Origin of the sequence: Streptomyces sp. NPDC052682 (assembly GCF_040678435.1) — a bacterium.
Classification (GTDB): Bacteria; Actinomycetota; Actinomycetes; order Streptomycetales; family Streptomycetaceae; genus Streptomyces.
In genome coordinates, this window is record NZ_JBFATS010000013.1 from 122425 (window position 1) to 146148 (window position 23724).

27 protein-coding genes and 1 pseudogene are annotated in these 23724 nt (G+C 72.5%); 8 read left to right on the forward strand and 20 right to left on the reverse strand.

The window, feature by feature from the left end:
- Nucleotides 1–138: 138 nt before the first annotated feature.
- From AB0K80_RS21710 to AB0K80_RS21720, 3 genes are all read right to left on the reverse strand, one after another.
- Nucleotides 139–1128, reverse strand: a complete 990-nt coding sequence (locus AB0K80_RS21710) for a magnesium and cobalt transport protein CorA (RefSeq protein WP_365672039.1) — start codon at nt 1126–1128, stop codon at nt 139–141.
- Between the two features lie 448 nt (nt 1129–1576).
- The gene (locus AB0K80_RS21715) at nt 1577–2368 is read right to left on the reverse strand and encodes a GvpL/GvpF family gas vesicle protein (RefSeq protein ID WP_365672041.1); all 792 of its coding nucleotides are present in this window, start codon (nt 2366–2368) and stop codon (nt 1577–1579) included.
- A 3-nt stretch (nt 2369–2371) separates the two neighbouring features.
- Nucleotides 2372–2773, reverse strand: coding sequence for a gas vesicle structural protein GvpA (locus tag AB0K80_RS21720; protein WP_365672043.1), 402 nt, complete (start codon nt 2771–2773; stop codon nt 2372–2374).
- A 515-nt stretch (nt 2774–3288) separates the two neighbouring features.
- Between AB0K80_RS21720 and AB0K80_RS21725 the strand changes: the two genes are divergently transcribed.
- The 3 genes and pseudogenes from AB0K80_RS21725 to AB0K80_RS21735 all read left to right on the forward strand — a co-directional run.
- Nucleotides 3289–3717 carry a phage holin family protein gene (locus AB0K80_RS21725; protein WP_365672233.1) on the forward strand — a complete coding sequence of 143 codons (429 nt, stop codon included), beginning with the start codon at nt 3289–3291 and terminating at the stop codon, nt 3715–3717.
- On the forward strand, nt 3714–4163 hold the full coding sequence (locus AB0K80_RS21730; protein WP_365672045.1) for a DUF3618 domain-containing protein: 450 nt from the start codon (nt 3714–3716) through the stop codon (nt 4161–4163). Before AB0K80_RS21725 ends, AB0K80_RS21730 begins: the two co-directional genes overlap by 4 nt.
- Nucleotides 4164–4170: 7 nt before the next feature.
- A pseudogene (locus AB0K80_RS21735) lies at nt 4171–4284 on the forward strand (DUF4235 domain-containing protein); the annotation flags it as partial.
- Nucleotides 4285–4430: 146 nt separating this feature from the next.
- Here AB0K80_RS21735 and AB0K80_RS21740 read toward each other — a convergent pair.
- From AB0K80_RS21740 to tsaB, 4 genes are read right to left on the reverse strand one after another with little or no spacing between them, the layout of a single operon-like run.
- Nucleotides 4431–4697: a hypothetical protein gene (locus AB0K80_RS21740; protein WP_365672047.1), complete on the reverse strand. Its 267-nt coding sequence runs from the start codon at nt 4695–4697 to the stop codon at nt 4431–4433.
- The gene (gene tsaD / locus AB0K80_RS21745) at nt 4694–5782 is read right to left on the reverse strand and encodes a tRNA (adenosine(37)-N6)-threonylcarbamoyltransferase complex transferase subunit TsaD (RefSeq protein WP_365672048.1); all 1089 of its coding nucleotides are present in this window, start codon (nt 5780–5782) and stop codon (nt 4694–4696) included. The genes AB0K80_RS21740 and tsaD overlap by 4 nt, the downstream gene beginning before the upstream one ends.
- A complete protein-coding gene (rimI, locus tag AB0K80_RS21750) occupies nt 5775–6308 on the reverse strand; it encodes a ribosomal protein S18-alanine N-acetyltransferase (RefSeq protein WP_365672049.1) in 534 nt (177 codons plus the stop codon). Before rimI ends, tsaD begins: the two co-directional genes overlap by 8 nt.
- Complete coding sequence (gene tsaB, locus AB0K80_RS21755) at nt 6305–6958, reverse strand: tRNA (adenosine(37)-N6)-threonylcarbamoyltransferase complex dimerization subunit type 1 TsaB (RefSeq protein WP_365672051.1); 654 nt, start codon at nt 6956–6958, stop codon at nt 6305–6307. Before tsaB ends, rimI begins: the two co-directional genes overlap by 4 nt.
- 120 nt (nt 6959–7078) lie before the next feature.
- Between tsaB and AB0K80_RS21760 the strand changes: the two genes are divergently transcribed.
- A complete protein-coding gene (locus AB0K80_RS21760) occupies nt 7079–7630 on the forward strand; it encodes a hypothetical protein (RefSeq protein WP_365672053.1) in 552 nt (183 codons plus the stop codon).
- A 42-nt stretch (nt 7631–7672) separates the two neighbouring features.
- On the opposite strand, the gene AB0K80_RS21765 is transcribed toward AB0K80_RS21760, so the two are convergent.
- The 6 genes from AB0K80_RS21765 to AB0K80_RS21790 all read right to left on the reverse strand — a co-directional run bounded on the left by AB0K80_RS21765 (nt 7673) and on the right by AB0K80_RS21790 (nt 12799).
- A complete protein-coding gene (locus tag AB0K80_RS21765) occupies nt 7673–7846 on the reverse strand; it encodes a hypothetical protein (protein ID WP_365672055.1) in 174 nt (57 codons plus the stop codon).
- A gap of 182 nt (nt 7847–8028) precedes the next feature.
- Nucleotides 8029–8544, reverse strand: coding sequence for a tRNA (adenosine(37)-N6)-threonylcarbamoyltransferase complex ATPase subunit type 1 TsaE (tsaE, locus tag AB0K80_RS21770; RefSeq protein ID WP_365672056.1), 516 nt, complete (start codon nt 8542–8544; stop codon nt 8029–8031).
- A complete protein-coding gene (locus AB0K80_RS21775; RefSeq protein WP_365672058.1) occupies nt 8510–9769 on the reverse strand; it encodes an alpha/beta hydrolase in 1260 nt (419 codons plus the stop codon). Before AB0K80_RS21775 ends, tsaE begins: the two co-directional genes overlap by 35 nt.
- A gap of 67 nt (nt 9770–9836) precedes the next feature.
- The gene (alr, locus tag AB0K80_RS21780; RefSeq protein WP_365672060.1) at nt 9837–11006 is read right to left on the reverse strand and encodes an alanine racemase; all 1170 of its coding nucleotides are present in this window, start codon (nt 11004–11006) and stop codon (nt 9837–9839) included.
- 86 nt (nt 11007–11092) lie between these two features.
- Complete coding sequence (locus AB0K80_RS21785; RefSeq protein ID WP_365672062.1) at nt 11093–11317, reverse strand: hypothetical protein; 225 nt, start codon at nt 11315–11317, stop codon at nt 11093–11095.
- Nucleotides 11318–11353: 36 nt separating this feature from the next.
- Nucleotides 11354–12799, reverse strand: a complete 1446-nt coding sequence (locus AB0K80_RS21790) for an NAD(P)H-hydrate dehydratase (RefSeq protein ID WP_365672064.1) — start codon at nt 12797–12799, stop codon at nt 11354–11356.
- Nucleotides 12800–12939: 140 nt separating this feature from the next.
- Here AB0K80_RS21790 and AB0K80_RS21795 point away from each other — a divergent pair, with 140 nt between their 5' ends.
- Nucleotides 12940–14097, forward strand: a complete 1158-nt coding sequence (locus AB0K80_RS21795; RefSeq protein WP_365672066.1) for a hypothetical protein — start codon at nt 12940–12942, stop codon at nt 14095–14097.
- A 41-nt stretch (nt 14098–14138) separates the two neighbouring features.
- Here the strand turns inward: AB0K80_RS21795 and AB0K80_RS21800 are convergent, their stop codons facing one another.
- Together AB0K80_RS21800 and AB0K80_RS21805 are read right to left on the reverse strand one after the other, a co-directional pair.
- Complete coding sequence (locus AB0K80_RS21800) at nt 14139–14876, reverse strand: dienelactone hydrolase family protein (protein ID WP_365672068.1); 738 nt, start codon at nt 14874–14876, stop codon at nt 14139–14141.
- A gap of 109 nt (nt 14877–14985) precedes the next feature.
- Nucleotides 14986–15357, reverse strand: coding sequence for a holo-ACP synthase (locus tag AB0K80_RS21805; RefSeq protein WP_365672070.1), 372 nt, complete (start codon nt 15355–15357; stop codon nt 14986–14988).
- Between the two features lie 213 nt (nt 15358–15570).
- On the opposite strand from AB0K80_RS21805, the gene AB0K80_RS21810 reads away from it, so the two are divergent.
- Entirely contained in the window at nt 15571–15783 is a 213-nt protein-coding gene (locus AB0K80_RS21810; protein ID WP_365672235.1) for a DUF397 domain-containing protein, read from the forward strand.
- Here the strand turns inward: AB0K80_RS21810 and glmS are convergent.
- Nucleotides 15744–17591 (reverse strand): glutamine--fructose-6-phosphate transaminase (isomerizing), encoded by a 1848-nt coding sequence (gene glmS, locus AB0K80_RS21815; protein ID WP_365672072.1) that lies wholly within the window; start codon nt 17589–17591, stop codon nt 15744–15746. The genes AB0K80_RS21810 and glmS overlap by 40 nt on opposite strands.
- 157 nt (nt 17592–17748) lie before the next feature.
- On the opposite strand from glmS, the gene coaA reads away from it, so the two are divergent.
- Both coaA and AB0K80_RS21825 read left to right on the forward strand, forming a co-directional pair.
- Nucleotides 17749–18717 carry a type I pantothenate kinase gene (coaA, locus tag AB0K80_RS21820; RefSeq protein ID WP_365672074.1) on the forward strand — a complete coding sequence of 323 codons (969 nt, stop codon included), beginning with the start codon at nt 17749–17751 and terminating at the stop codon, nt 18715–18717.
- 16 nt (nt 18718–18733) lie between these two features.
- The gene (locus AB0K80_RS21825) at nt 18734–19663 is read left to right on the forward strand and encodes a DUF389 domain-containing protein (protein WP_365672076.1); all 930 of its coding nucleotides are present in this window, start codon (nt 18734–18736) and stop codon (nt 19661–19663) included.
- 83 nt (nt 19664–19746) lie between these two features.
- On the opposite strand, the gene glmM is transcribed toward AB0K80_RS21825, so the two are convergent.
- From glmM to AB0K80_RS21845, 4 genes are all read right to left on the reverse strand, one after another.
- Entirely contained in the window at nt 19747–21105 is a 1359-nt protein-coding gene (gene glmM, locus AB0K80_RS21830; RefSeq protein WP_365672078.1) for a phosphoglucosamine mutase, read from the reverse strand.
- Nucleotides 21106–21293: 188 nt separating this feature from the next.
- Complete coding sequence (rpsI, locus tag AB0K80_RS21835; protein ID WP_365672080.1) at nt 21294–21806, reverse strand: 30S ribosomal protein S9; 513 nt, start codon at nt 21804–21806, stop codon at nt 21294–21296.
- 42 nt (nt 21807–21848) lie between these two features.
- Nucleotides 21849–22292 (reverse strand): 50S ribosomal protein L13, encoded by a 444-nt coding sequence (gene rplM, locus AB0K80_RS21840; RefSeq protein ID WP_031118775.1) that lies wholly within the window; start codon nt 22290–22292, stop codon nt 21849–21851.
- A gap of 202 nt (nt 22293–22494) precedes the next feature.
- Complete coding sequence (locus AB0K80_RS21845; RefSeq protein WP_365672082.1) at nt 22495–23715, reverse strand: glycosyltransferase family 87 protein; 1221 nt, start codon at nt 23713–23715, stop codon at nt 22495–22497.
- Nucleotides 23716–23724: the final 9 nt, after the last annotated feature.

Here is a 23724-nt window from a genome sequence, read left to right on the forward strand (position 1 = left end):
GCGCACCGACGTCGGGCTCGATCGTGAGCGCGCCGTATTCGCCGTGCGTGGCCGGATCGGCCGCCTGATCAGGGGACCCGAGGGGTTGACGTGGGCGGCCGAGCCGTGGCGGGCAGCCGGACTGCGGGACTGCGCGCTTCACAGCCAGCCGTTGCGGCGGAAGGCTCGGTACAGCAGTCCTGACCCCAGCCCCATCACGGCGAGCGCGCATGGGTAGCCGTAGCGCCAGTCCAGTTCGGGCATGTGGGCGAAGTTCATGCCGTAGACCCCGGCGACCATGGTGGGGATGGCGAAGATGGCGGCCCAGGCGCTGATGCGGCGCATGTCGTCGTTCTGCCACGTTCCCACCTTGGCCAGATGGGCGTCGAGGACGGAGGCGAGCAGGTCGTCCAGGGCGCGGACTTCGGTGTCGGTGCGGGTGAGGTGGTCGGTGACGTCGCGGAAGTAAGGCAGGACCTGCCGTGGCCAGTCGTCGCGCGCCGTGGTGAAGGGCTGCATGACGGGGACGAGTGGCTGGATGGCGTCGCGGAACTCCACGACCTCGCGCTTGAGCGAGTAGATCTGTTCGGTGAGGTCATCCCGTGCGGGCGAGAAGACGCATCGCTCCAGCTCCGTCAAGTCTGTGCGGACTTGGGCGGCGGCCTCGGCGTAGGCGTCGACGATCACATCGGTCACCGCGTGCAGGACGGCGACCGGCCCGAGCCGTGCCATGTCCGGCTGCTCCTCCAGCCGGCGCGCGGCCTCCACCGTGGGGTCGTTCGCCCCGTGCCGCACGGTCAGCGCGAACGACGGGCCGAGGAAGATCATCACTTCTCCGGTCTCCACGTCCGCGGTCTTCTCGACGAACCACAGCGTCTTCACCGCGACCGCCAGCACGTCGCCGAAGCGTTCCTGCTTCGGCCGCTGGTGCGCCTGGACCGCGTCCTCGATGGCCAGAGGATGCAACTCGAGGTGCTCGCCCAGTTGCTGCAGCTCCTCCTGGCGGGGCTCGTCCATGCGGATCCAGGCGAACTCATCCGGCTTCAAGACCGCCAGACGGTCCAGGATGACCTGGCATCCGGCGTCCGCCTGCCGGCAGTCGATCTGCTCGTACTCACCCGTCCGCTCCTGATAGATCACGCACTCCATGTGCTTTCGGATGCTTCCGCCACGGCATTCCATGCCTGAGCGCGCCGTGTTGTCGGCCTGAGGGATCTTTCACCGTGATCGCCGTCGTTGCTGTGTTGCTGCTGCCCGCGCTGGGCCTGCTGCTGTACGGGATGGATCGATCGCATCGAGGACTGGCTGCCGGGCCGGCCCAGGGCGGCCCGGCACGCACGCGGGCGTCATCTGCGTCTGGTCCAGAGCACAAGTCGGCCGCAGGCCGCTGATCGGTCACCGCGCTACCGCGACGTGGCCTGATCACGCCGGCAGGGCAGCTGACCTTGCGGCTACCCGCCGCGGGCAGGGGCCGCAGGGATGCCAGGGCCCCGGCACCGAGCCGGGTGCCGTACTTGCGGGCGTTGGTGACCAGCTCGACGAGGTGCTGACGCCAGCCGCCGTCGACCCGAGTCCTGGAGGTGTCCCTGGGGCAGCTTCACCTGTCAGGCGGCTGGGTTGCTGCGGCTCCGAACGCTTCCGCGGTGCCGCCTTCGGCCTGCTGGGACGCCGGGGTGTCGACGAAGCTGTAGGGCGGCAGCGGGCCGTTGACCCGAAGATCGAGATGCGGATGCTGCCGGCGGAGTTCTTCGACCGCGGCCAGGAATTGCTCCGCTGAACCGCGGTCCACCAGGAAGGAGAGGTTGGCCAGCCAGCCGGTGCTCTGCGGCCCGGCGCTGACTGCCTCGGCCCTCGGCTCCAGTGCCTGCCGGAGCAGCTCCGCGTCGGCTGTCTCGCGTGCCTGGACGGCGGCGGCGATCATCTCCCCGAGCCGGATCTTCTGCTCTTGCGTGCCGCCACCGGCCTCGCGGTTGGCTTGCGCCAGGGACCGGATGTCGTCGTGGTCCGCCATGATCAGACGGAGCACGGCCTCTTCCTTGTGGTTGGCCTTGATGTTGTACTCCGCTGTGCCGTCCAGGGCCCGCAGCCGCTCGAGGAAGTGCTCCGCGCGCTCGGCGAGCACCGCCGTCACCGTGTCGTCGTCCGCAGCGGCGCTGCCGAACCGCATCGGCAGTACCACGCCGCCCGCCCCGGCTTCGGCCAGCACCTGCTGGTGGGCGAGGAGATCACGGCGCTTGGGCCGCATCTGATCGGGGGCGTCACTGACGAGCGCGGCCAGCTCGCCCTGGCGCAGCACCCGTACCGGCCGTGGAGGGGCACCGATGCCGCCCAGGTCCTCGGGGAGGGAGGGGTGTGAGGCGCGGATGATCCCGTAGACGTAGGTGCTCATCTCTCATTCCCCTCTCCCCCGCGCGGCGGGCCGCTCGGCCTGACGCTCCCGGCCGTCATCGCGTGCCTGCTGGAAGGCGTCCGAGATCGTCTCGGCGGCGCCGGACAGGGCTCCCTTGGTCTTGCCGCGGGCGCCGGACTGCGTGAGCTGTCCAGTGAGCTCGGTAAGGCCGGCCGGCTTGCGCGGCCCCGCTTCCAGGTCGAGGCGGTTGCACGCCTCGGCGAAGCGAAGGTACGTGTCGACGCTGGCCACCACGACCCGTATGTCGATCTTGAGTATCTCGATACCGATCAGGGAGACCCGCACGTAGGCGTCGATCACCAGCCCGCGGTCGAGGATGAGTTCCAGAACGTCGTAGAGGCCGCTGGAACCGCCTCCGCCACCCTGCTGTGTCGCGATGGTCATCGCGGCCAACCCCTTGCCGTCTGTTCTGCGCGGTCCCGTCGGCGCTGTCCGTGCTGCGACGCAGGCTTGCAGGTGCGAGTAGCCCCCACCACCTGAAGCCAAACGCGTGTACGAGCTTGGCGATGGACGCGGAACGACGCCGCCCGACTGGGCCAGCGTCACCGGCCTGCTCGGCACCACCACTACGGCATCGGCTGGGACGCAACCTGGCAGCAGGCCAACCAGCCCGGCGCGGGCGGCTGGGCCCGCACCACACCGCAGACCGTGCCGGCGCGCCGGGAGGAGGTCCGCGTCGAACGGGAGCCCAGCACGGACGAAAACCGTGACGCCGCCCTGTCCGGGCCCGCCATCAGCGAAGAGCGGGCCGGCGCTGGTACCCGGCAGCTTGAGCACCGTGCCGAGTCCGTGTCCTGATCTGGTCCGTCGCGGGTACTCGCCGCTCACGAAGCAGACGGGCTGCACCGCGGCCCGTCGTGATGGACCGAAGACGGACGGAGGTGATCGTCGTGTCGACCATGCAGCCACCCCCTGCCGGCCCTGACCGCAGTACGCACCGCACCGGCCCCGAGCCGGTGAGCGAACTGGTGCAGCGAGCGTCGCAGCAGCTGACGGAGCTGGTGCGCGGCGAGCTGAGGCTGGCTCAGGCAGAGATGAAGGAGAAGGGCAAGCGCTACGGGAAAGGCGGCGGACTGTTCGGCGGCGCCGGCGTCGTCGGCTTCCTGACGGCGCAGGCGCTGGTCGCCACCGCGATCGCCGCGCTGGCGGTGCCGCTGCCGGTATGGGCCGCCGCCTTGATCGTCACCGCCGTGCTCGGCCTGATCACCGTGATCATGGCCATGAGCGGCAAGAAGCAGATCAAGGAGGGCGCACCGCCCACGCCCGAGCAGACGATCGACAGCGTCAAGGCAGACGTGGCCGAGATCAAGGAGAGTGCACAACGATGACCCAGCCGCCCCACGACGAGCCCACCGCCTCCAGCCCTGAGGAGCTGCGTGAGCAGGTGGAGCAGACCCGCGAAGAGCTCGGGCAGACGGTCGAGGCGCTGGCGGCCAAGACCGACGTCAGGGCCAGGGCACAGGAGAAGGCCGCCGAGGTCAGGCAGCAGGCCGTCATCAAGGCCGGGGAGCTGAAGGCCAAGGCCGCCGAGACCACTTCCCGGCTACAGGACAAGCTCCCCGATCCGGTGAAGGACAAGGCCGCTCAGGCCGCCGGGCAGGCCCGCGCCAAGGCCGTCCAGGCCGGTCACCTGCTCCAGGAGAAGGCACCCGAACCGGTGCGTCAAAGGGCAGCCCAGGGGGCCCAGGCGGCGCGGGACAACCGCACCCTGCTGCTCGCCGCGGCCGCAGGTGCCGCCCTGGTGTGGCTGGCATGCCGCCGCACGAAGGGGTGAGCGGACGCAGGTGCTGCTTGCCGCATCCTTGCAGGGCGCGATCATCGCCGGGGTCAAGGCCGCCGTCGCCCGGGCCGGCGCCGCCGCCACACGCCGCCTGACCGGAACCTGGCCGGGCTGACTGCAGATGCGCAAGGGGGGTGCCGGTGTGACGTGGATACCGGCACTCCCCTGCTGGCAGGTCCTCCCCGCACGGAAAGGTCCCACGGCCGTGTCGCTTCTTGTGCGATACCCGCCCTGACCGCCGCGGCTGCCATCGGCAACCGATCAAAGAGACAGGCTCTGGCCGACCGCCTCGAACCGCCAGCGGTGCACCGCCCGGGTCACCAACTCCCCGTCCGGCTCCGGAAGTTCCGGCAGCTCGGCGTCGTACGGGGCGTCCCACCAGGTGATGACCAGGACCCGGTCCTGGGGGGCCCGGAAGGTCTCCCGGCGCAGGGGCGGTCCGTCGAGCCGCTGCTCCTGGACCCAGGCCAGCAGCTCCTCGCCCCGGCCGGGTACGGCCCGGGCCTCCCACATCAGCGCGACCGTCACGGGTACAGGTTCTCCCCGCCGACCTCGTGCACATGGTCGTGCGAGCCCGGGACGTGAGGGTCCGTCACCGGCAGCGAGGAGTCCGCCGACAGGTCCCAGGACGAGGCCGCCCGGCCCCGCGCGACCATCTCCGCGCCGAGCGCGGCGACCATCGCCCCGTTGTCCGTGCACAGTTTGGGGCGCGGCACCCGCAGCCGGATCCCGGCGGCCTCGCAGCGCTCCTGGGCCAGGGCCCGCAGCCGGGAGTTGGCGGCGACCCCGCCGCCGATCATCAGGTGGTCGACGCCTTCGTCCTTGCAGGCCCGCACCGCCTTGCGGGTCAGCACGTCCACCACCGCCTCCTGGAAGGAGGCCGCCACGTCCCGCACCGGCACCTCCTCCCCCGCCGCCCGCTTGGCCTCGATCCAGCGGGCCACGGCCGTCTTCAGCCCGGAGAAGGAGAAGTCGTACGCCGGGTCGCGCGGGCCGGTCAGGCCGCGCGGGAAGGCGATCGCCTCCGGGTCGCCCTCGCGCGCGTACCGGTCGATGACCGGGCCGCCGGGGAAGCCGAGGTCCAGCACGCGCGCGATCTTGTCGAAGGCCTCGCCCGCCGCGTCGTCGATGGTGGCGCCCATCGGGCGGACGTCGGAGGTGATGTCGCTGGACAGCAGCAGCGAGGAGTGCCCGCCGCTGACCAGCAGCGCCATCGTGGGCTCGGGCAGCGGGCCGTGCTCCAGCTGGTCGACGCAGATGTGCGAGGCCAGGTGGTTGACGCCGTACAGCGGCTTGCCGAGGGCGTAGGCGTACGCCTTCGCCGCCGACACGCCGACCAGCAGCGCTCCGGCCAGGCCGGGGCCGGCGGTCACCGCGATGCCGTCGAGGTCGCGGCCGCTGACGCCCGCCTCCTTCAGCGCGCGGTCGATGGTCGGCACCATGGCCTCCAGATGGGCCCGCGAGGCCACCTCCGGCACGACCCCGCCGAAACGGGCGTGCTCGTCGACGCTGGAGGCGACGGCGTCGGCCAGCAGGGTGGTGCCGCGGACGATCCCGACGCCGGTCTCGTCGCAGGAGGTCTCGATCCCCAGCACCAGGGGTTCGTCAGCCATGGATCTCGGTTCCTTGTACGGGGTTCTCGGGGATGGTCAGTCGCATCACCAGGGCGTCCACGTTCCCCGGCTGGTAGTAGCCGCGCCGGACACCGATGGGCGCGAAGCCGAAGCGTTCGTACAGCTTCTGCGCGCGGACGTTGTCGACGCGGCACTCCAGCATGACCTCGGCGACCTCGAAGGCGGTGGCCGCCTTGAGGAGTTCGGCGAGCAGCCGGCCGCCGAGGCCGGTGCCCCAGTGGTCGCGGGCGACGGCGATGGTCTGGATGTCGGCCTGGTCACCCGAGGCGACGATGCCGCCGTATCCGACGATCCGGCCGCCGGCCTCCCCCGGGTGTCCGGCTCCCGGGAGTTCGGCGACCAGGTACCGCCGGGTGGCCTCCGGGCCCCGGGCGTGGGCCAGTTCGGACCAGAACATGCCCCGGGACCAGGCGTCCTCGGGGAACAGGTCCCGCTCCAGCTCCAGGACGGGGTCGATGTCCCACCAGCGCATCTCGCGCAGCACGGGCGTCACGGGCTCGGTCACTTCGGGGTGACCACCTTGTAGTTCTTGGGGACCTGGGCGTCGGGCCGGCGCAGGTACAGCGGCCGGGGCGCGGCGAGTTCCTCGCCCCGGGCGAGCCGCTCGGCGGCCAGGCGGGCCAGGGCGGCGGCGGAGACGTGCTCGGGCTCGTGCGCGCTGGGGAAGGTGTCCGGGTACAGCAGCGCGCCCGCGCCGACCGCGGGCAGGCCCCTGACCTGGTCGGCGATGGCGGCGGGCCGGTCCACGGCCGGCTCGGTGAGGCGGGTGCGGGAGTCGGCGTACCGCGCCCAGTAGACCTCCTTGCGGCGGGCGTCGGTGGCCACGACGAAGGGGCCTTCCAGGTCGGCGGCGTAGGCGAGGCCGTCCAGCGTGCACACCCCGTGCACGGGCACCCCGAGCGCCAGTGAGAAGGTCTCCGCGGTCATCAGGCCGACGCGCAGCCCGGTGTAGGGGCCGGGGCCGACGCCGACGACGATCCCGGTGACGGCGTCGAGCTTCGAACCGGCCTCGGCGAGCACCCGGTCGATCGCCGGGAGCAGCAGCTCACCGTGGCGGCGGGCGTCGACCTGGCTGGACGAGGCGATGACGTCCCTGCCGTCGTGCAGGGCGACGGTGACGGCGGGTGTGGCGGTATCCAGAGCGAGCAAGAGCACGCAAACAGCCTACGGCTCCCGCGGCCCCGGCACGGCCGCCCCGGGCAGCCGGTCACGTGCTGCTACCGTCACCTTCCGTCACGACACGGTATCGGGCGTACGACACGGAGGTGGGCGCCGGTGGCAGGCAGCAGCTCGGGAATCGTGGCCGGGCTCACCGCGGCGGCCCTCGCCGCGGTCGGCTTCCTCGGCTACCGGGCCTCGGCGACCCTCCCCGCCGACCTGGGCAGGCCGCACCCGGGCGGCTCACCGGCGGCCGGCGCCGGCAAGGCCGCGCCCGCCGGGAAGAAGTCCGCCCTGCCCGCCGGCTCGGGGACGGGCCGGCGGGTCGTCTACGCGCTGGGCAGCGACCGGGTGTGGCTGGTCGGCGACGGCGACAAGGTCACGCGCACGTTCCGGGTGTACCCCAGCACGGTGGATCCGGCGCCCGGCCGTTACGCGGTGACGTCCCGCTCCAAGGCGGTGACCGGGTCGGACGGCACGCCCGTCGAGCACGTCGTGCGCTTCGCCAGCGTGCGGGGCGTGCCGGTCGGGTTCAGCGCGGCCGTGGACGGCTCGACGCCGTCGCCGAACCCGCGCGTGCGGACCGGGGGCATCCGGGAGTCGCGGGCGGACGGCGCGGCGATGTGGACGTTCGCGACGATCGGCCGGAAGGTCGTGGTCGTCCGTTAGGACGGGCCGGAACGGGCCAGGACGGGCCTCTTCGCGCTCCGCTCAGGCGGCCTCGCGGCCGTGCTCCTCCACCGGCAGGGGCGTCGTGTCCGGGTCGGGCTCGCAAGGCGGCGTCGAGATCGTCCGCGCGGCGGCGCAGGACGCCAGCAGGTCCCGCATGGACAGTCCGGCGACCGCGAACGGGTGCGGCCGGGTCTCGTGCTCCGTAGCCGGCATGGACGCCTCCTGACGTGCGGGGGCGGGCGTGGTTAGGCAGACCTAACCACGGACTGGATACCATGTGACCACGCCCGGGACACCGAACGCAACATTTTCCCGACGTGTTGTCGGAACCTTCATGGAAGCCCCGCGGCGCGACCGGACGGCACGAGCCCCGCGGCCCGGCCGGAGTGCACGGCTCAGGCCGACAGCACGCTGAGGTCGGTCCCGGCCCACCGCTCGCCCAGCCCGGTCACCGTCACGTGCCGGACCTCGTCGGTGGTGTCGCCGACGGCGCGGTGGATCCGGACCTGGAGCCGGTCCTCGGTCAGCTCCTCGACCTTGCCCTCGCCCCACTCGACCACGATCACGGAGTCGGGCAGCGAGACGTCGAGGTCGAGGTCCTCCATCTCCTCCAGACCGCCGGAGAGCCGGTAGGCGTCGACGTGGACCAGGGGCGGGCCGTCGCCCAGCGAGGGATGCACACGGGCGATCACGAACGTCGGGGAGGTGACCGCGCCGCGCACGCCGAGGCCCTCGCCGAGCCCGCGGGTCAGGGTCGTCTTGCCCGCGCCGAGCTCACCGGTCAGCATCACCAGGTCCCCGGCGCGCAGCAGTTTGGCGAGCCTGCGGCCCAGCTCCCGCATCTGCTCGGGGGAGGTGACGGTGATCTCGGCCGGCTCAGCCGGGTTGTGCGGTGCTGCTGGTGCTTCCATAGCGACCCACGGTAGCCCCTGCGGGGACGGCACCCGCGCGGGTGAGCAGGTCGGCGAGGCGGTCGGTGACCACTTCCGGGTGTTCCAGGATCACCAGGTGGCCCGCGTCGGGGACGAGCACCAGCTCGGCGTCGGGCAGCAGGTCGGCGATGGCCTCGCTGTGCTCGCTCGGGGTGACCATGTCCTGCACGCCGGCGAGCACCAGGACGGGGATGTCCGCGAAGTGGGCGAGCGCCTCGGTCTTGTCGTGGTCGTCGAAGGCCGGGTAGTACTCGGCGACCACGTCGATGGGCGTGCCCTCGATCATCCGCTCGGCGAACCGTTCGACCGCCGGGTCGACGTCCTTCGAGGCGAACGAGTACCGCTTGATGATCCCGGCGAACAGGTCGGCGGTGGCCCGGCGCCCCTTCTCCACCAGCTCGGCCCGCTGCCCCAGCGCCTTCAGCACGCCCGGCAGCACCCGCCGCACCACGTTGACCCCGGCGACCGGCAGCCCGAAGTTCACCTCGCCGAGCCGCCCCGACGAGGTGCCCACCAGGGCCACACCGACGACCCGCTCCCGGATCAGCTCCGGGTACTGGTCGGCCAGCGCCATCACCGTCATACCGCCCATGGAGTGCCCGACCAGCACGATCGGGCCGTCGGGTACGGCCGCGTCGATGACGGCCTTCAGGTCGCGGCCCAGCTGCTCGATGGTGACCGGCTCACCGCGCTCGACCTGGGCGACGCCCCGCGCCGACCGGCCGTGGCTGCGCTGGTCCCAGTGCACGGTCCGCACCACGCCCCGCAGGGCCGCCCGCTGGAAGTGCCAGGAGTCCTGGTTGAGGCAGTAGCCGTGGCTGAAGACGACGGTGACCGGAGCGGGCGCCTTGCGGCCGAACAGCCGCCGCCGGCGCGGGGTGAGCGCGGGCGCCGCGTCCGGGTCGAGGTCGTCGACCTCGTAGTACAGCTCGGTGCCGTCGTCGGCGTACGCCTTGCCGGGGCTGCCGCGCAGCGCTCCGTAGGGTCCGGTCGAGTCGAGGGCGAGCCGTGCCTTCTGCCGTACGGCCCGGCCGACGGTGAGCCGCTCCAGAGCGACTCCGGCGGCCGCGCCGGCCGCCACCACGCCTATCGCCATGCCCGCGATGCCGGTCGCCCGGCGCCAGCCTCCCGTCGCGCCCGCGGCGGCGGAGGCGACGACCGCCGAGGCGGCGTCCGCGACCGCCTCCGCACTGCTCTCGTCCACGTACCGCTCTCCTCTTCGCCGGGGTGCTCGGGCTGCCGGAACTGCTACGGGTCACTGGTCGTGCGGGTTACCCGTCTTGTTCCTCATTCACATAGACGCGGGGAACGCGTGTTCCGATCCGGGTGACGATCTCGTACCCGATGGTGCCCGCGGCCTGCGCCCAGTCCTCGGCGGTGGGCTCGCCCCGGTCGCCGGGCCCGAACAGCACCGCCTCACACCCCGCTTCGGGCTCGTCCCCGCCCAGGTCGACGACGAACTGGTCCATCGCGACCCGCCCGGCGACCGTGCGCCACTTGCCCTCGACGAGCACCGGCCCGGCCGAGGAGGCGTGCCGCGGGATGCCGTCGGCGTAGCCCAGCGGGACGAGGCCGAGGGTGGTCTCGCCCGGGGTGACGTACCGGTGCCCGTAGCTGACGCCGTGCCCGCCCGGGACCCGCTTGACCAGGGCGAGGGAGGCCGACAGCGTCATCACCGGGCGCAGGCCGAAGTCGGCGGGGGCGCCGAGTTCGGGGCTGGGCGAGACGCCGTACAGGGCGATGCCGGTGCGGACCAGGTCGAAGTGGCTCTCGGGGAGGGTGAGGGTGGCCGGCGAGTTGGCGATGTGCCGGACCTCGGGGCGCACGCCCCGCTGCTCGGCGTACGCCGTCATCTCCCGGAACCGGGTGAGCTGGGCGGCGATGGACGGATGCCCGGGCTCGTCGGCGCACGCGAAGTGCGACCACAGGCCGGTGACGCGGACCAGCCCCTCGGCCTCGGCGCGCAGCGCCTCGCCGACCAGTTCGGCCCAGTCGTCCCCGGGCTGGCAGCCGCCCCGCCCGAGCCCGGTGTCGGCCTTGAGCTGCACCCGGGCGGGCCTGCCCGCGGCGCGCGCGGCCCCGGCGACCTCCCGGAGCGCCCACAGCGCGCTCACGGACACGTCGAGGTCGGCCTCGATCGCCTCCCGCCAGGGCCCGCCGGGCGTCCACAGCCAGCACATGATGCGCCCCGGCAGTCCGGCCGCCCGCAGCACGAGCGCCTCCTCGGGCGTGGCGGTGCCCAGCCAGGTCGCCCCCGCCGCAACGGCCGCCCGGGCACACCGCACCGCCCCGTGGCCGTACGCGTCGGACTTCACGACGGCCATCAGGGCCGCCCCCGGCGCGTGGGCACGCAGGGTCCGCACGTTGGACCGCAGGGCGGCCAGGTCGATCTCGGCGCGCGCCCGCAGGGGCGCGCTCCGCAGCGCAGCACTCTCGTTCATCGCGCCCAGTGTCTCAGAGGGCCGCCGCACCCCTGGGGCACCGGCCCCCGTCGATCGGCGCTGCGCTGCGGGCGCGCTCCGCGGCGTCAGCCGCTGCGGGCGCGCATCGCTACCGCCGTACCGAGGGAGAGAACCACGCCGACGACGCTCACCCAGATCGCGGGCGTCAGCCCCGCGACCATGCCGAAGAGGCCGACGACGACCAGTGCGAGCGAGGCGATCAGGGCGATCCACAGGCCGGTGGCGGCCACCGCACGGCCTGCCGTGTCGTCAGGGCCGAGCAGGTTGTCCCGGTCTCGATGTGCGTCCACGACGTGCTCTTCTCCGGCCAGTCGGAGCCGGCAGCTTCAGCTCCCGCCCGGCTCCCCCGTCACATTCCGCCAAGCGACCGGAACCGCCTCCGCCACATCGTGCGCCCCCACCGGCGCTCCCTGCGCGGCCAACCGCCCTGCCAGCCCGTGCAGATACGCCCCCACACTCCCGGCGTCGACCGCGGAGAGCCCCGCCGCCAGCAACGACCCCGCCAGCCCGGACAGCACGTCCCCGCTCCCCGCGGTGGCCAGCCAGGCCGTCCCCGTCGGGTTCACCCGGACGGGGCCACCCTCGGGCCCGGCGACCACCGTCGTGGACCCCTTCAGCAGCACGGTCGCCCCGTACCGCCCGGCAAGTTCCCGCACCGCCCGCAGCCGCGCCGACTCGACCTCCGCCCGGTCCACCCCGAGCAGCGCCGCCGCCTCCCCCGCGTGCGGGGTCATCAACGTCGGTGCCCTGCGCTCCCGCACGGCCGCCACCTCCGCCAGCCGCAGCCCGTCCGCGTCGATCAGCACGGGCACGTCCGAGGCCAGCACCTCCGCGACGGTCCCGGCGTCGTCGCCCACCCCCGGCCCGACGACCCACGCCTGCACCCGCCCGGCCCGCTTCGGCCCCTGGTCGGACACGAGCGTCTCGGGGTACCGGGCGATGACGGCCTGCCCGGCCGGACCCACGTACCGCACGGCCCCGGCCCCGCCCCGCAGCGCCCCGGCGACGGCGAGCACGGCGGCGCCCGGGTACCGGGCGGACCCGGCGGCGATCCCGACCACGCCCCGCCGGTACTTGTCGCTCTCCCCGGAGGGCACCGGCAGCAGCCGCGCCACGTCCGCGTGCTGCAACGCCTGCAGTTCCGGCTCGGCGGGCAGCTCCAGCCCGATGCCGACGAGCCGTACGGCCCCGGCGTACTCCCGCGCCGGATCGATCAGCAGCCCCGGCTTGTGCGCCCCGAAGGTCACCGTCACATCGGCCCGCACGGCCGCGCCGTGCACCTCCCCGGTGTCGGCGTCCACCCCGCTCGGCAGGTCGACGGCGACCACGGCGGCCCGTGACCGCTGGGCGGCCGCGGCGAGCGGCACCGCGTCCGGCCGCAGCCCGCCCTTGCCGCCGATCCCGACGATGCCGTCCACGACCAGGTCGGCCCGCTCGATCAGCTCCTCGGTGCCACCGGCCGCCACGGCCCGTCCGCCCGCGCGGCGCAGCGCCGCCAGTCCCCCGCCGTGCGCCCGCTCCGGCGCGAGCAGCACCGCCGTGACCCCGGCTCCCCGGCGGGCCAGCCGGGCCCCGGCGTACAGGGCGTCGCCGCCGTTGTCCCCGCTGCCGACGAGCAGCACGATCCGGCGGCCGTACACCCGCCCGAGCAGGTGCGCGCAGGCGGCGGCGAGTCCGGCGGCGGCGCGCTGCATCAGCGCCCCCTCCGGAAGCCGTGCCATCAGCTCTCGTTCAGCCGTCCTGACCGTCTCCACGCTGTACGCAGTCCGCATACGGCCGAGTCTCCCGCACCGACCGCGACCGGAACCAACTCCGCCGCGTGCATTGACGCTTTGCCGCGCCTTTGCCACACTCACGGCCCCCCACAGGTGAATCGATTCACTCGAATCGATTCGACGAGAGGACCAGCCCCATGCGACGCAGAGCCGCACTCCTCGCCGCCGCAGGCGCCACCGCCCTCCTCACCGCCGCAGGCCCCCTCCCGGCCCCCGCGACAGCCGCCCCCGCGCGCGCCGCCGCCGCCTGCGGAGACGGTGCGTACCAGGCCGAGGCCGTGCGGAACGGCAGCACGTGGACAGCGCGGCGCGGCGGCAGCACCGTCTACACCGGCACCGACCTGCGGGCCGCCGTGCAGGCGGCCGTGAACAGCCTGACGCCGGGCCGGACGGCGAAGGAACGGGTCGTCGTCCGCGGCTCGGGCTCGGTCCCGGCCGGCTCGCGCATCTCCCTGCCGAGCTACACCGCCCTCGACGTCTGCGGCACGATCGACGTGACCGGCACCGGCTCGGGCGACCAGGCGCCGGTCTACTCCCGCGGCACCCGGGACATCGAGGTCCAGCACCTCACTCTCACCGGCACCCCGCTGTACGGCATCTTCCTGCGCAACGTGCAGAACGTGACGCTCGGCCAGATCGACATGCGCCTCTCCCGCGGCCTGGGCGTGCGGATCGACAACCGCGGCGACACCAGCCAGTGGACGCGCAACGTCCGCATCGACACCGTGTACGTCTCCGGCGCCTCCAGCCACGCGGTGGAGACGTACGGCGTCGACGGCCTCACCATCGGCACGGTCACCGCCCGCAACGTGGGCGAGTCGGGCCTGCTGCTCAACCAGACGATCAACGCCACCGTCACCAGAGTCGACGCGGAGAACGCGGGCACGGGCACCGGCTACGCGGCCTTCCGCATGGCCAACCGCAACGGCCGCGTCGGCAGCGGCTACCCCACCAACATCCGGGTCGGCGAGGTCATCGCGCGCGGCGGCGGACGGGGCGTCTTCTGCGTCTCGGAGAGCGGCGGCGCGACCATCGACCGGGTGACGATCTCCGGCACCGGCAACAACGCGGTGCTCATCGAGAACTGCTACAACGTCAACCTCGCCGCCCAGAGCGGCACGGTCACGGGCGGCGGAGAGATCCGCCTCGCGGCGCGCTCGGAGTTCCCGAACAACCGTGACATCACCGTCCAGAACCTGACGGTGACCAACTCGGCGATCCGCGAGAACCCCTGCGGCGAGAACACGACGTTCCGCAACAACCGGCTGGTGAACAGCACCCAGTCGATCTGCTGAGAGCCCCGCACGTACCGTCCCCGGGTCTCCGCCCCAGCGGGTCATGCCCCCAAGTGCTCCGTCACGGGCAGGCACTCGGCGAGCAGGTCGACGACGTCGCGCCAGGCTCGCTGCGCGTGCCGGGGGTGGTAGCCGACACCGGGGACCGCGGGGTGGTCGACCGGCGGGTGGTGGAAGGCGTGCAAGGCGCCGCCGTAGACCGTGAGGCGCCAGTCGACGCCGGCGGCCTGCATCTCAGCGGTGAACGCGGCTCGTTGCGCGGGCGGCATGATCGGGTCTTCCGATCCGACCCCGGCCCACACCGGGCAGCGGATGCGCGCTGCCTCGCCCGGTCGGCCCGTGGTCGTCGCGTTGACTGTCCCGATCGCGCGCAGGTCGACGCCGTCTCGCCCGAGTTCCAGCGCGATCGCGCCCCCGGTGCCGTAGCCGATGGCGGCGATCCGGTCGGGGTCGGTCCGGGGCTCGTTGCGCAACTCGTCGAGTGCCGCGTGGCCGATGCGCCGCATCCGGTCGGGGTCAGCGAGCAGGGGCAGGCAACGGGCCAGCATCTCCTCGGGGTCACCCAGATAGCGCCCGCCGTGCAGGTCGAAGGCCAGCGCCACATATCCCAGCTCGGCGAGAGCATCGGCCCGGCGGCGCTCGACGTCGCTGAGCCCCATGCCCTCCGGTCCGAGCAGCACTGCGGGCCGGCGGCCGACACCGGCCGGCAGCGCGAGGTACCCGATCATCGTCAAACCGTCGGCGGGGTACTCGACCGTACGCGTCGTAATCGTCGGCATGAGACCGGACTGTAGTGATCGCCGAGCCCGGTCCGGCCGGTGTTCTGCCGCTGGCAGAACAGCGTGGGTGTCTTCTGTTGGCGATGTCCCGACCTCCCACGGGGCCCCTTCAGCCCTCGGCGATGACGACCGCCGAGGCGACCCCCGCGTCATGGCTCAGCGACACGTGCCAGGACCGCACCCCGAGTTCCGCGGCGCGGGCGGCCACGGTTCCGGTCACCCGGAGCCGGGGCCGCCCGCTGTCCTCGACGTACACCTCGGCGTCGGACCAGAGCAGCCCGGCGGGCGCGCCGAGCGCCTTGGCGAGCGCCTCCTTGGCGGCGAACCGCGCGGCGAGCGAGGCGACCCCCCGCCGCTCCCCGCTGGGCAACAACAACTCGCTGGGCAGAAAGAGCCGGTCGACCAGCCCGGGCGTCCGCTTGAGGGACGCCGCGAACCGGTCGATCTCGGCCACGTCGATACCGACCCCGATGATGCTCACCCGGGCACTCTAAAGGTCACCCTTCCTCGGGGTCCCCGGCGAACAGGTCCTCGGCCCGCTCGACGGTACGAGACCGCTCCAGCCACGTCTCCATGCGGTCGAGATCTGTGCAGCCGGTGATGCGCTCACGCACGCTGTCGGAGACGGGGTTTCGGGCCGCTCCTGGAAGATGCGGTGCATGCCCTCGTGAGCGAAAGAGCTGTGAGGTCCCCCATGGACGCCTGGCGCAAGTCGTCCTGCTCAGGCCCTGACGACGGCAACAACTGCCTCGAAATCGCCAACTCCCCCACCCACATCACCATCCGCGACTCGAAGGCCCCGGCCAGAGCCACCCTCACCGTCCGGGCCGGAGCCTTCACCGCCTTCGTCGAGGCCCTCAAGGGCGACTACTCCACCGTCACCGACTTCGCCAGGTTGCGCGGCTGATCCACCTCGTTGCCCCGGGCGGTGGCCAGCTCGCACGCGAACACCTGCAACGGAACCGTCGCCACCATCGGCTGCAGCAGCGTCGGGGTGACCGGGATGCGGATCAGGTGGTCGGCGTACGGCACCACCGCCTCGTCGCCCTCCTCGGCGATGACGATGGTCCGGGCGCCCCGGGCCCGGATCTCCTGGATGTTGGAGACGATCTTGTCGTGCAGCACCGAGCGCCCGCGCGGCGACGGGACGACGACCACCACCGGCAGGTCCTCCTCGATGAGGGCGATCGGCCCGTGCTTCAGCTCGCCCGCCGCGAAGCCCTCGGCGTGCATGTAGGCGAGTTCCTTCAGCTTGAGCGCGCCCTCCAGCGCCACCGGGTAGCCCACGTGCCGCCCGAGGAACAGCACTGTGTTCTTCGAGGCGAGCGAACGGGCCAGCTCCCGGACCGGCTCCATGGTCCCCAGCACCTGCTCCACCGCACCGGCGATGTGCGACAGGTCCCGGATCACGGCCCGGATCTCGTCGCCCCACTTGGTGCCCCGCACCTGGCCCAGATACAGCGCGACCAGATAACAGGCCACCAGCTGCGTCAGGAACGCCTTCGTCGAGGCGACCGCGACCTCCGGCCCGGCGTGCGTGTACAGCACCGCGTCCGACTCGCGGGGGATCGTCGAGCCGTTGGTGTTGCAGATCGCCAGCACCCTGGCCCCCTGCTCCCGGGCGTGCCGCACCGCCATCAGCGTGTCCATGGTCTCCCCGGACTGGGAGACGGCGATCACCAGGGTCTGCTGGTCCAGGATCGGGTCCCGGTAGCGGAACTCGCTCGCCAGCTCCACCTCGCACGGGATCCGGGTCCAGTGCTCGATGGCGTACTTGGCGATCAGCCCGGCGTGGAAGGCCGTACCGCACGCCACGATGACGACCTTGTCGACCTCGCGCAGCACGCCCGCCGGGATGCGCACCTCGTCCAGCGTCAGCGAGCCCGACGCGTCGATGCGCCCGAGCAGGGTGTCGGCGACCGCCTTGGGCTGCTCGGCGATCTCCTTGAGCATGAAGTAGTCGTAGCCGCCCTTCTCCGCGGCCGAGGCGTCCCAGTCGACGTGGTACGAGCGCACGTCCGCCGGGCGGCCGTCGAAGCCGGTCACCGTGATCGCGTCCCGGCGCAGCTCCACCACCTGGTCCTGGCCCAGCTCGATCGCCGACCGGGTGTGGGCGATGAACGCGGCCACGTCCGAGGCGAGGAAGGCCTCGCCCTCGCCCACCCCCACCACGAGCGGCGAGTTGCGCCGCGCCCCGACGACCACGTCCGGCGCGTCGGCGTGCACCGCGACCAGCGTGAACGCCCCCTCCAGCCGTCGGCACACCAGCCGCATGGCCTCCGCGAGGTCGTCGCACGAGGAGAACTCCTCGGCGAGCAGGTGCGCGACGACCTCGGTGTCGGTCTCGGAGGCGAGGTCGTGGCCCCGCTCCTCCAGCTCGGCGCGGAGCGCGGCGAAGTTCTCGATGATCCCGTTGTGCACGACCGCGACCCGGCCCGCGTTGTCGATGTGCGGGTGGGCGTTGGCGTCGGTCGGCCCGCCGTGCGTGGCCCACCGGGTGTGCCCGATGCCCGTCGAGCCGGTCGGCAGCGGCCGCTGGTCCAGCTCCTTCTCCAGGTTGAGCAGCTTCCCGGCCCGCTTGGCCGTCGCCAGCCCGCCGTCCGCGAGCACGGCGACGCCCGCCGAGTCGTAGCCCCGGTACTCCAGCCGCTTCAGCCCGGCCATCACGACCTCGAGCGCCGACTGCGGCCCCACGTATCCCACGATTCCGCACATGGGCGGCAGCCTACGACCCGTTCTCGCCCGGATCGCGGCACTCCCTGCCCGAAATCGGAAAAACCCACGGGTGCCGGGGCCGGTGGCGTGACCGACCCCACCCCCCACGCCGTTCAAACTCCGTTAACAATGGACTGTGATCTCTCCGGTCTCCTCGATGCCCCGGAGCGCCCACCGGCAGCGGCCGGAGGCGACTCCCTACGTCGACCTCACCCGCGCGGAGTGGAGCGCCCTGCGCGACAAGACGCCGCTCCCCCTCACCGCCGAGGAGGTCGAGAAGCTGCGCGGCCTCGGTGACGTGATCGACCTGGACGAGGTGCGGGACATCTACCTGCCGCTCTCCCGGCTCCTCAACCTCTACGTCGGCGCCACCGACGGCCTCAGAGGCGCCCTGAACACCTTCCTCGGCGAACAGGGCTCCCAGGCCGGCACCCCCTTCGTCATAGGGGTCGCCGGTTCCGTCGCCGTCGGCAAGTCCACCGTCGCCCGCCTCCTGCAGGCCCTGCTGCGCCGCTGGCCCGAGCACCCCCGCGTGGAGCTCGTCACCACCGACGGCTTCCTGCTGCCCACCAAGGAGCTCCAGGCCCGCGGCCTGATGTCGCGGAAAGGTTTCCCCGAGTCGTACGACCGCCGCGCCCTCACCCGGTTCGTCGCCGACATCAAGGCGGGCAAGGACGAGGTCACCGCCCCCGTCTACTCCCACCTCATCTACGACATCGTGCCCGGCGAGAAGCTCACCGTCCGCCGCCCCGACATCCTCATCGTCGAGGGCCTGAACGTGCTTCAGCCCGCCCTGCCCGGCAAGGACGGCCGCACCCGGGTCGGGCTGGCCGACTACTTCGACTTCAGCGTGTACGTCGACGCCCGCACCGAGGACATCGAGGGCTGGTACCTCGACCGCTTCAAGAAGCTGCGCGCGACCGCGTTCCAGGACCCGTCGTCGTACTTCCGCAAGTACACCCAGGTCTCCGAGGAGGAGGCCCTCGACTACGCCCGCACCATGTGGCGCACGATCAACCGGCCCAACCTGGTGGAGAACATCGCCCCCACCCGCGGCCGCGCCACCCTGGTGCTGCGCAAGGGCCCGGACCACAAGGTGCAGCGCCTGAGCCTGCGCAAACTGTGACCGTTACGCTGCCGCCATGCTGCATCTGCGCCTGATCACGCCGTCCGAGAAGACCGGTGACGTGGTCCGTCTGATCGAGGGGACGGTCGGCACCACGCATCTCGTCGTGCTGCCGGGCGCGGCCCGCAACCCCGCCGGGGACGTCGTGATGTGCGACGTGGCCCGGGAGGCGGGCGACGAACTCCTCGGCCTCCTGCGGGAGATGGACCTGGAGGACTGCGGCTCCATCGCCGTCGAGAACATCGACCTGTCGCTGTCGAAGCGGGCCGACAAGGCGGAGGCCGAGGCGCCGGGCGAGGGCGCGGACGCGGTGCTGTGGGAGCACCTGACCGACGCCACGCACGAGGAGTCGACGCTGTCGGTCACCTACCTGGCGTTCCTCACGCTGGCCACCATGATCGCGGCCTGCGGTGTGGTGCTGGACAACGCCATCCTGATCGTGGGCGCGATGGCGGTGGGCCCGGAGTTCGGTCCGCTCGCGGGCATCTGCACGGCGGTGGTGCAGCGTGCGCCCCGCCTGGCGCTGCGTTCGCTGACCGCCCTGCTGGTGGGCTTCGCCGCGGCGATGGCGGTGACGGTCGGCTTCAGCCACTTCATGGACGCGGTGAACCTGTTCAGCGAGGGGAAGCTGGAGAGCGACCGCCCCAACACCGGCTTCATCTACGCCCCCGACTGGTTCTCCTTCGTCGTGGCGATCCTCGCCGGCGCCGCGGGCACCCTCTCCCTGACCTCCGCCAAGTCGGGCGCCCTGGTCGGCGTCGCGATCTCGGTGACCACGGTCCCGGCCGCCGCCAACGCGGCGGTGGCCCTCAGCTACGGCGACACGAAGCAGACCTGGGGTTCGACGGAACAGCTCCTGCTCAACCTGCTCGGCATCATCCTGGCCGGCACCCTGACCCTGCTGACCCAGAAGTGGCTCTGGCGACGCCAACGGCAGCGCGCCTAGGGGCGCGGGGAACTGCGCGACAAGCCACGGACCAACCCGCGGCCCGCAGACCACAGATCCCCACCCCGCACCCGGAAACCCGACTACCCCAACGCCGACTTCACGACATCAGCCAGCCGCCCCGCGACAGACCGGGCCTGCTCGATATCCGCCGCCTCGACCATCACCCGCACCAACGGCTCGGTCCCCGAAGGCCGCAGCAGCACCCGCCCGGTCTCCCCGAGCTCCCGCTCCGCGTCCGACACCGCCGCCGCCAGCTCCGTACTCGTACGGACCCGCGACTTGTCCACGTCGGGCACGTTCACCAGCACCTGCGGCAGCCGCTCCATCACGGACGCCAGCTCCCGCAGCGTACGGCCGCTCTGCGCGACCCGCGCCGCCAGCAGCAGCCCGGTCAGGGTGCCGTCGCCCGTGGTCGCGTGATCGAGGATGATCACGTGCCCGGACTGCTCACCGCCCAGCGCGAAGCCGTGCTCCTTCATCTCCTCCAGCACGTACCGGTCCCCGACCGCGGTCTGGACGAGCCGGATGCCCTCCCGCTCCATGGCCAGCTTGAAGCCGAGGTTGGACATGACGGTCGCCACGACGGTGTCGGACCGCAGCGCGGAGCGTTCCCGCAGGGCCAGCGCGAGCACAGCCAGGATCTGGTCGCCGTCCACCTCCTCGCCGGTGTGGTCGACGGCCAGGCAGCGGTCGGCGTCGCCGTCGTGGGCGATGCCCAGGTCGGCGCCGTGGGCGACGACGGCGGCCTTCAGCTGGTCCAGGTGGGTGGAACCGCACCCGTCGTTGATGTTGAGCCCGTCCGGCTCGGCCCCGATCGTGACGACCTCGGCGCCGGCCCGCGCGAACGCCTCCGGCGAGACCCGGGAGGCCGCGCCGTGCGCCTCGTCGAGCACGATCTTCAGGCCGTCGAGCCGGTTCGGCAGCACCCCGAGCAGGTGCTCGACGTACCGCTCGGCGCCCTCCTCGTACGCGCGGACCCGCCCGACACCGGCGCCGGTGGGCCGCTGCCACGGCTCGCCGCGCTTGTGCTCCTCGTACACGGCCTCGATACGGTCCTCCAGCTCGTCGGCGAGCTTGTGGCCGCCGCGGGCGAAGAACTTGACGCCGTTGTCGGGCATGGCGTTGTGGCTCGCGGAGAGCATCACACCGAGGTCGGCGCCGAGCGCGCCCGTGAGGTACGCCACGGCCGGCGTCGGCAGCACGCCGACCCGCAGGACGTCCACTCCGGCACTGGCCAGTCCGGCGACCACGGCGGCTTCCAGGAACTCCCCGGACGCGCGCGGGTCACGCCCGACCACCGCGGTCGGCCGGTGTCCTTCGAACGTGCCCGCCTCGGCCAGTACGTGCGCCGCGGCGACGGAGAGGCCGAGCGCCATCTCGGCCGTCAGGTCCGCGTTGGCGACACCGCGCACGCCGTCCGTGCCGAAGAGTCGTCCCACTGTGGTGTCCTCCGAATTGCTCAAGAAAGTGCGGCTCACTCGAGTGTCCGGGCCGGGCCCGGGCCGAGTACATCCCCCTGAGACTGACCGCAGTCGTCGGGAGTTGCAAACGATCGCTGCCAAACGAACCGCCCCGGCGGCACAGACCGTGCCGCCGGGGCGTTTCGTTGCAGGAACAGCGGACGCGCTTAGCGCTTGCTGTACTGCGGAGCCTTGCGGGCCTTCTTCAGACCGGCCTTCTTCCGCTCGACCGCGCGGTCGTCGCGGCGCAGGAAGCCGGCCTTCTTCAGCGGGCCGCGGTTGTTGTCGACGTCGGCCTCGTTCAGCGCGCGGGCGACACCGAGACGGAGCGCACCGGCCTGACCGGAGACACCGCCACCCGAGATACGGGCGATGACGTCGTAACGGCCCTCGAGCTCGAGCACCTTGAAGGGCTCGTTGACTTCCTGCTGGTGGACCTTGTTCGGGAAGTAGTCCTCGAGGGAGCGACCGTTGATCTTCCACTTGCCGGTGCCCGGGACGATCCGGACACGGGCGATGGCCTCCTTGCGGCGGCCCAGGCCGGCGGCCGGCTGGGGCTCGCCGAAGCGGGAGGCGAGGGACTCCGAGGTGTACTCGCCCTCGACGGGGACCTCGGACTCGGTGGTGTAGCTGTCGATGTCAAGCTCTTCGAGCGGCTGCTCGGCAGTGGTCTCGGCCACGATTCTCCTCAGATTCTCTTCAGTCTTAGGGGGTGGCCGGACTTACTGCGCGACCTGGGTGATCTCGTACGGCTGCGGCTGCTGCGCGCCGTGCGGGTGCTGGTCACCCTTGTAGACCTTCAGCTTCGAGAGCATCTGACGGCCCAGGGAGTTCTTCGGGAGCATGCCCTTGACGGCCTTCTCGATGGCCTTCTCGGGGTTCTTGTCGAGCAGCTCGTCGTAACGGACGGAGCGCAGACCACCCGGGTAGCCGGAGTGGCGGTACGCCATCTTCTGGGTCCGCTTGTTGCCGGACAGGTGCACCTTGTCGGCGTTGATGATGATGACGAAGTCACCAGCGTCGACGTGCGGCGCGTAGATCGGCTTGTGCTTGCCCCGCAGAAGGGTGGCGGCAGTGCTGGCGAGACGGCCCAGGACAACGTCCTGAGCGTCGATGACGTGCCACTGGCGCGTCACATCGCCGGGCTTGGGGCTGTACGTACGCACGGTTCGTAGCCTTCGCTTCGAGTGAATGGTCCTAGACAAGGTCACCGAAACGATCACGACAGCCTAGACCGCACTGCGGTGACGCAAACCGCGTGCTGGTCGCTGGTCATCGGCCCGGTGGACCGGTGTAAGGGCCCGTCCCGTGAGAATGAGCAAGCCAATACACAACGAATAGGCAGGATACCGGGGCGCCCCGAGGGGGTCAAAACGCGGGATCACTGCCGACGTCGAGTGTACGGCCCCCGGGCTCCCGCCGCGGACCCACCAGCGCGCCGGAACGCTGCGCCGGGCGCGGCCCGAACGTCTGCCGGGCTACCGTCACCGCCAGCACACCCAGCGTGACCGCGTCCTTGAAGGCCCGCCGCCGCCCCGACTCCAGGAACGGCCACGACACCCCCGGGACCTGCGGAAGCATCCCGAGCCAGAACCAGGGCCGCCGCGCCACCGACCCCGGGCACGGCAGCCCGGCGAGCAGCAGCGGCAGCACGACCAGGAGGTAGTGGTCGTACGACGGCCTGGACACCAGGAACGCCGAGAGCATCAGTCCGGCGGAGGTCTCCACCAGCCGCAGCGGGCCCGGGTCGGCACGCCGCCAGCGCCGGTACGCGCACCCCACCCCGGCCGCCGCGGCCAGCACTGCGACCGCCCCGGCGAGCGGCTCCGGCACGCCCAGCCTCGGCAGGACGGCCGCCGGGGAGGCCTCGTAGAGCCGTACGAAGCCGTCGTCGCCGCGCAGCAGGAACGGCAGGGTCCGGGTGAGGAAGCCGGCCGGGTCGGGCAGCAGCAGCGCTGCCGGCACCGAGGTGACCAACGGCACGCCGGCCAGGACGCCCAGGGCCCGCCAGCGGCGCGCGAAGACGAACAGCAGCGCCATCGGCACGAGCAGCGGCTTCAGCGCCACGGCCAGGCCCAGCACCGCGCCCGCGGCCGGCCACCGGCCGTGCCCGGCCAGCAGCAGGGACAGCGGCAGCGCCAGCACGGCCACGGCGGTCCAGTTGCCCAGCCGCACCAGGTGCCCGAAAGGCGCGAAGCCCACCGCCAAGGCGAGCAGTCCGAGCGCCGCGAACCGGCTGTGCAGCGGCACGCGGTGCAGACGCAGCGCGCAGGCCCAGCCGAACACCAGGCAGCCCGTCACCGCGACCGGCACCAGCACGCGCAGCACCCCCTGCGGCAGCAGCGCCTGCGGGACCGCCGCCAGGACGGCGCCCGGCAGATACAGGAAGTGCGGATCGTCGTACGGCGAACCGCCCGCCAGCCAGGTCCGCGCGGCCCGCACCACGATCGCGTTGTCCATCCCCCCGCCCGGGACGGCGCGTGCGCTGCCGGCCGCCGACGCGCACAGCACCGCCACCAGCGCCGCCCACAGATGCCGGCCGGCCGGCCGCACCAACCACCCGGAGATGTCGCTTTTGCCCGTCCTCATGGGAGGAAC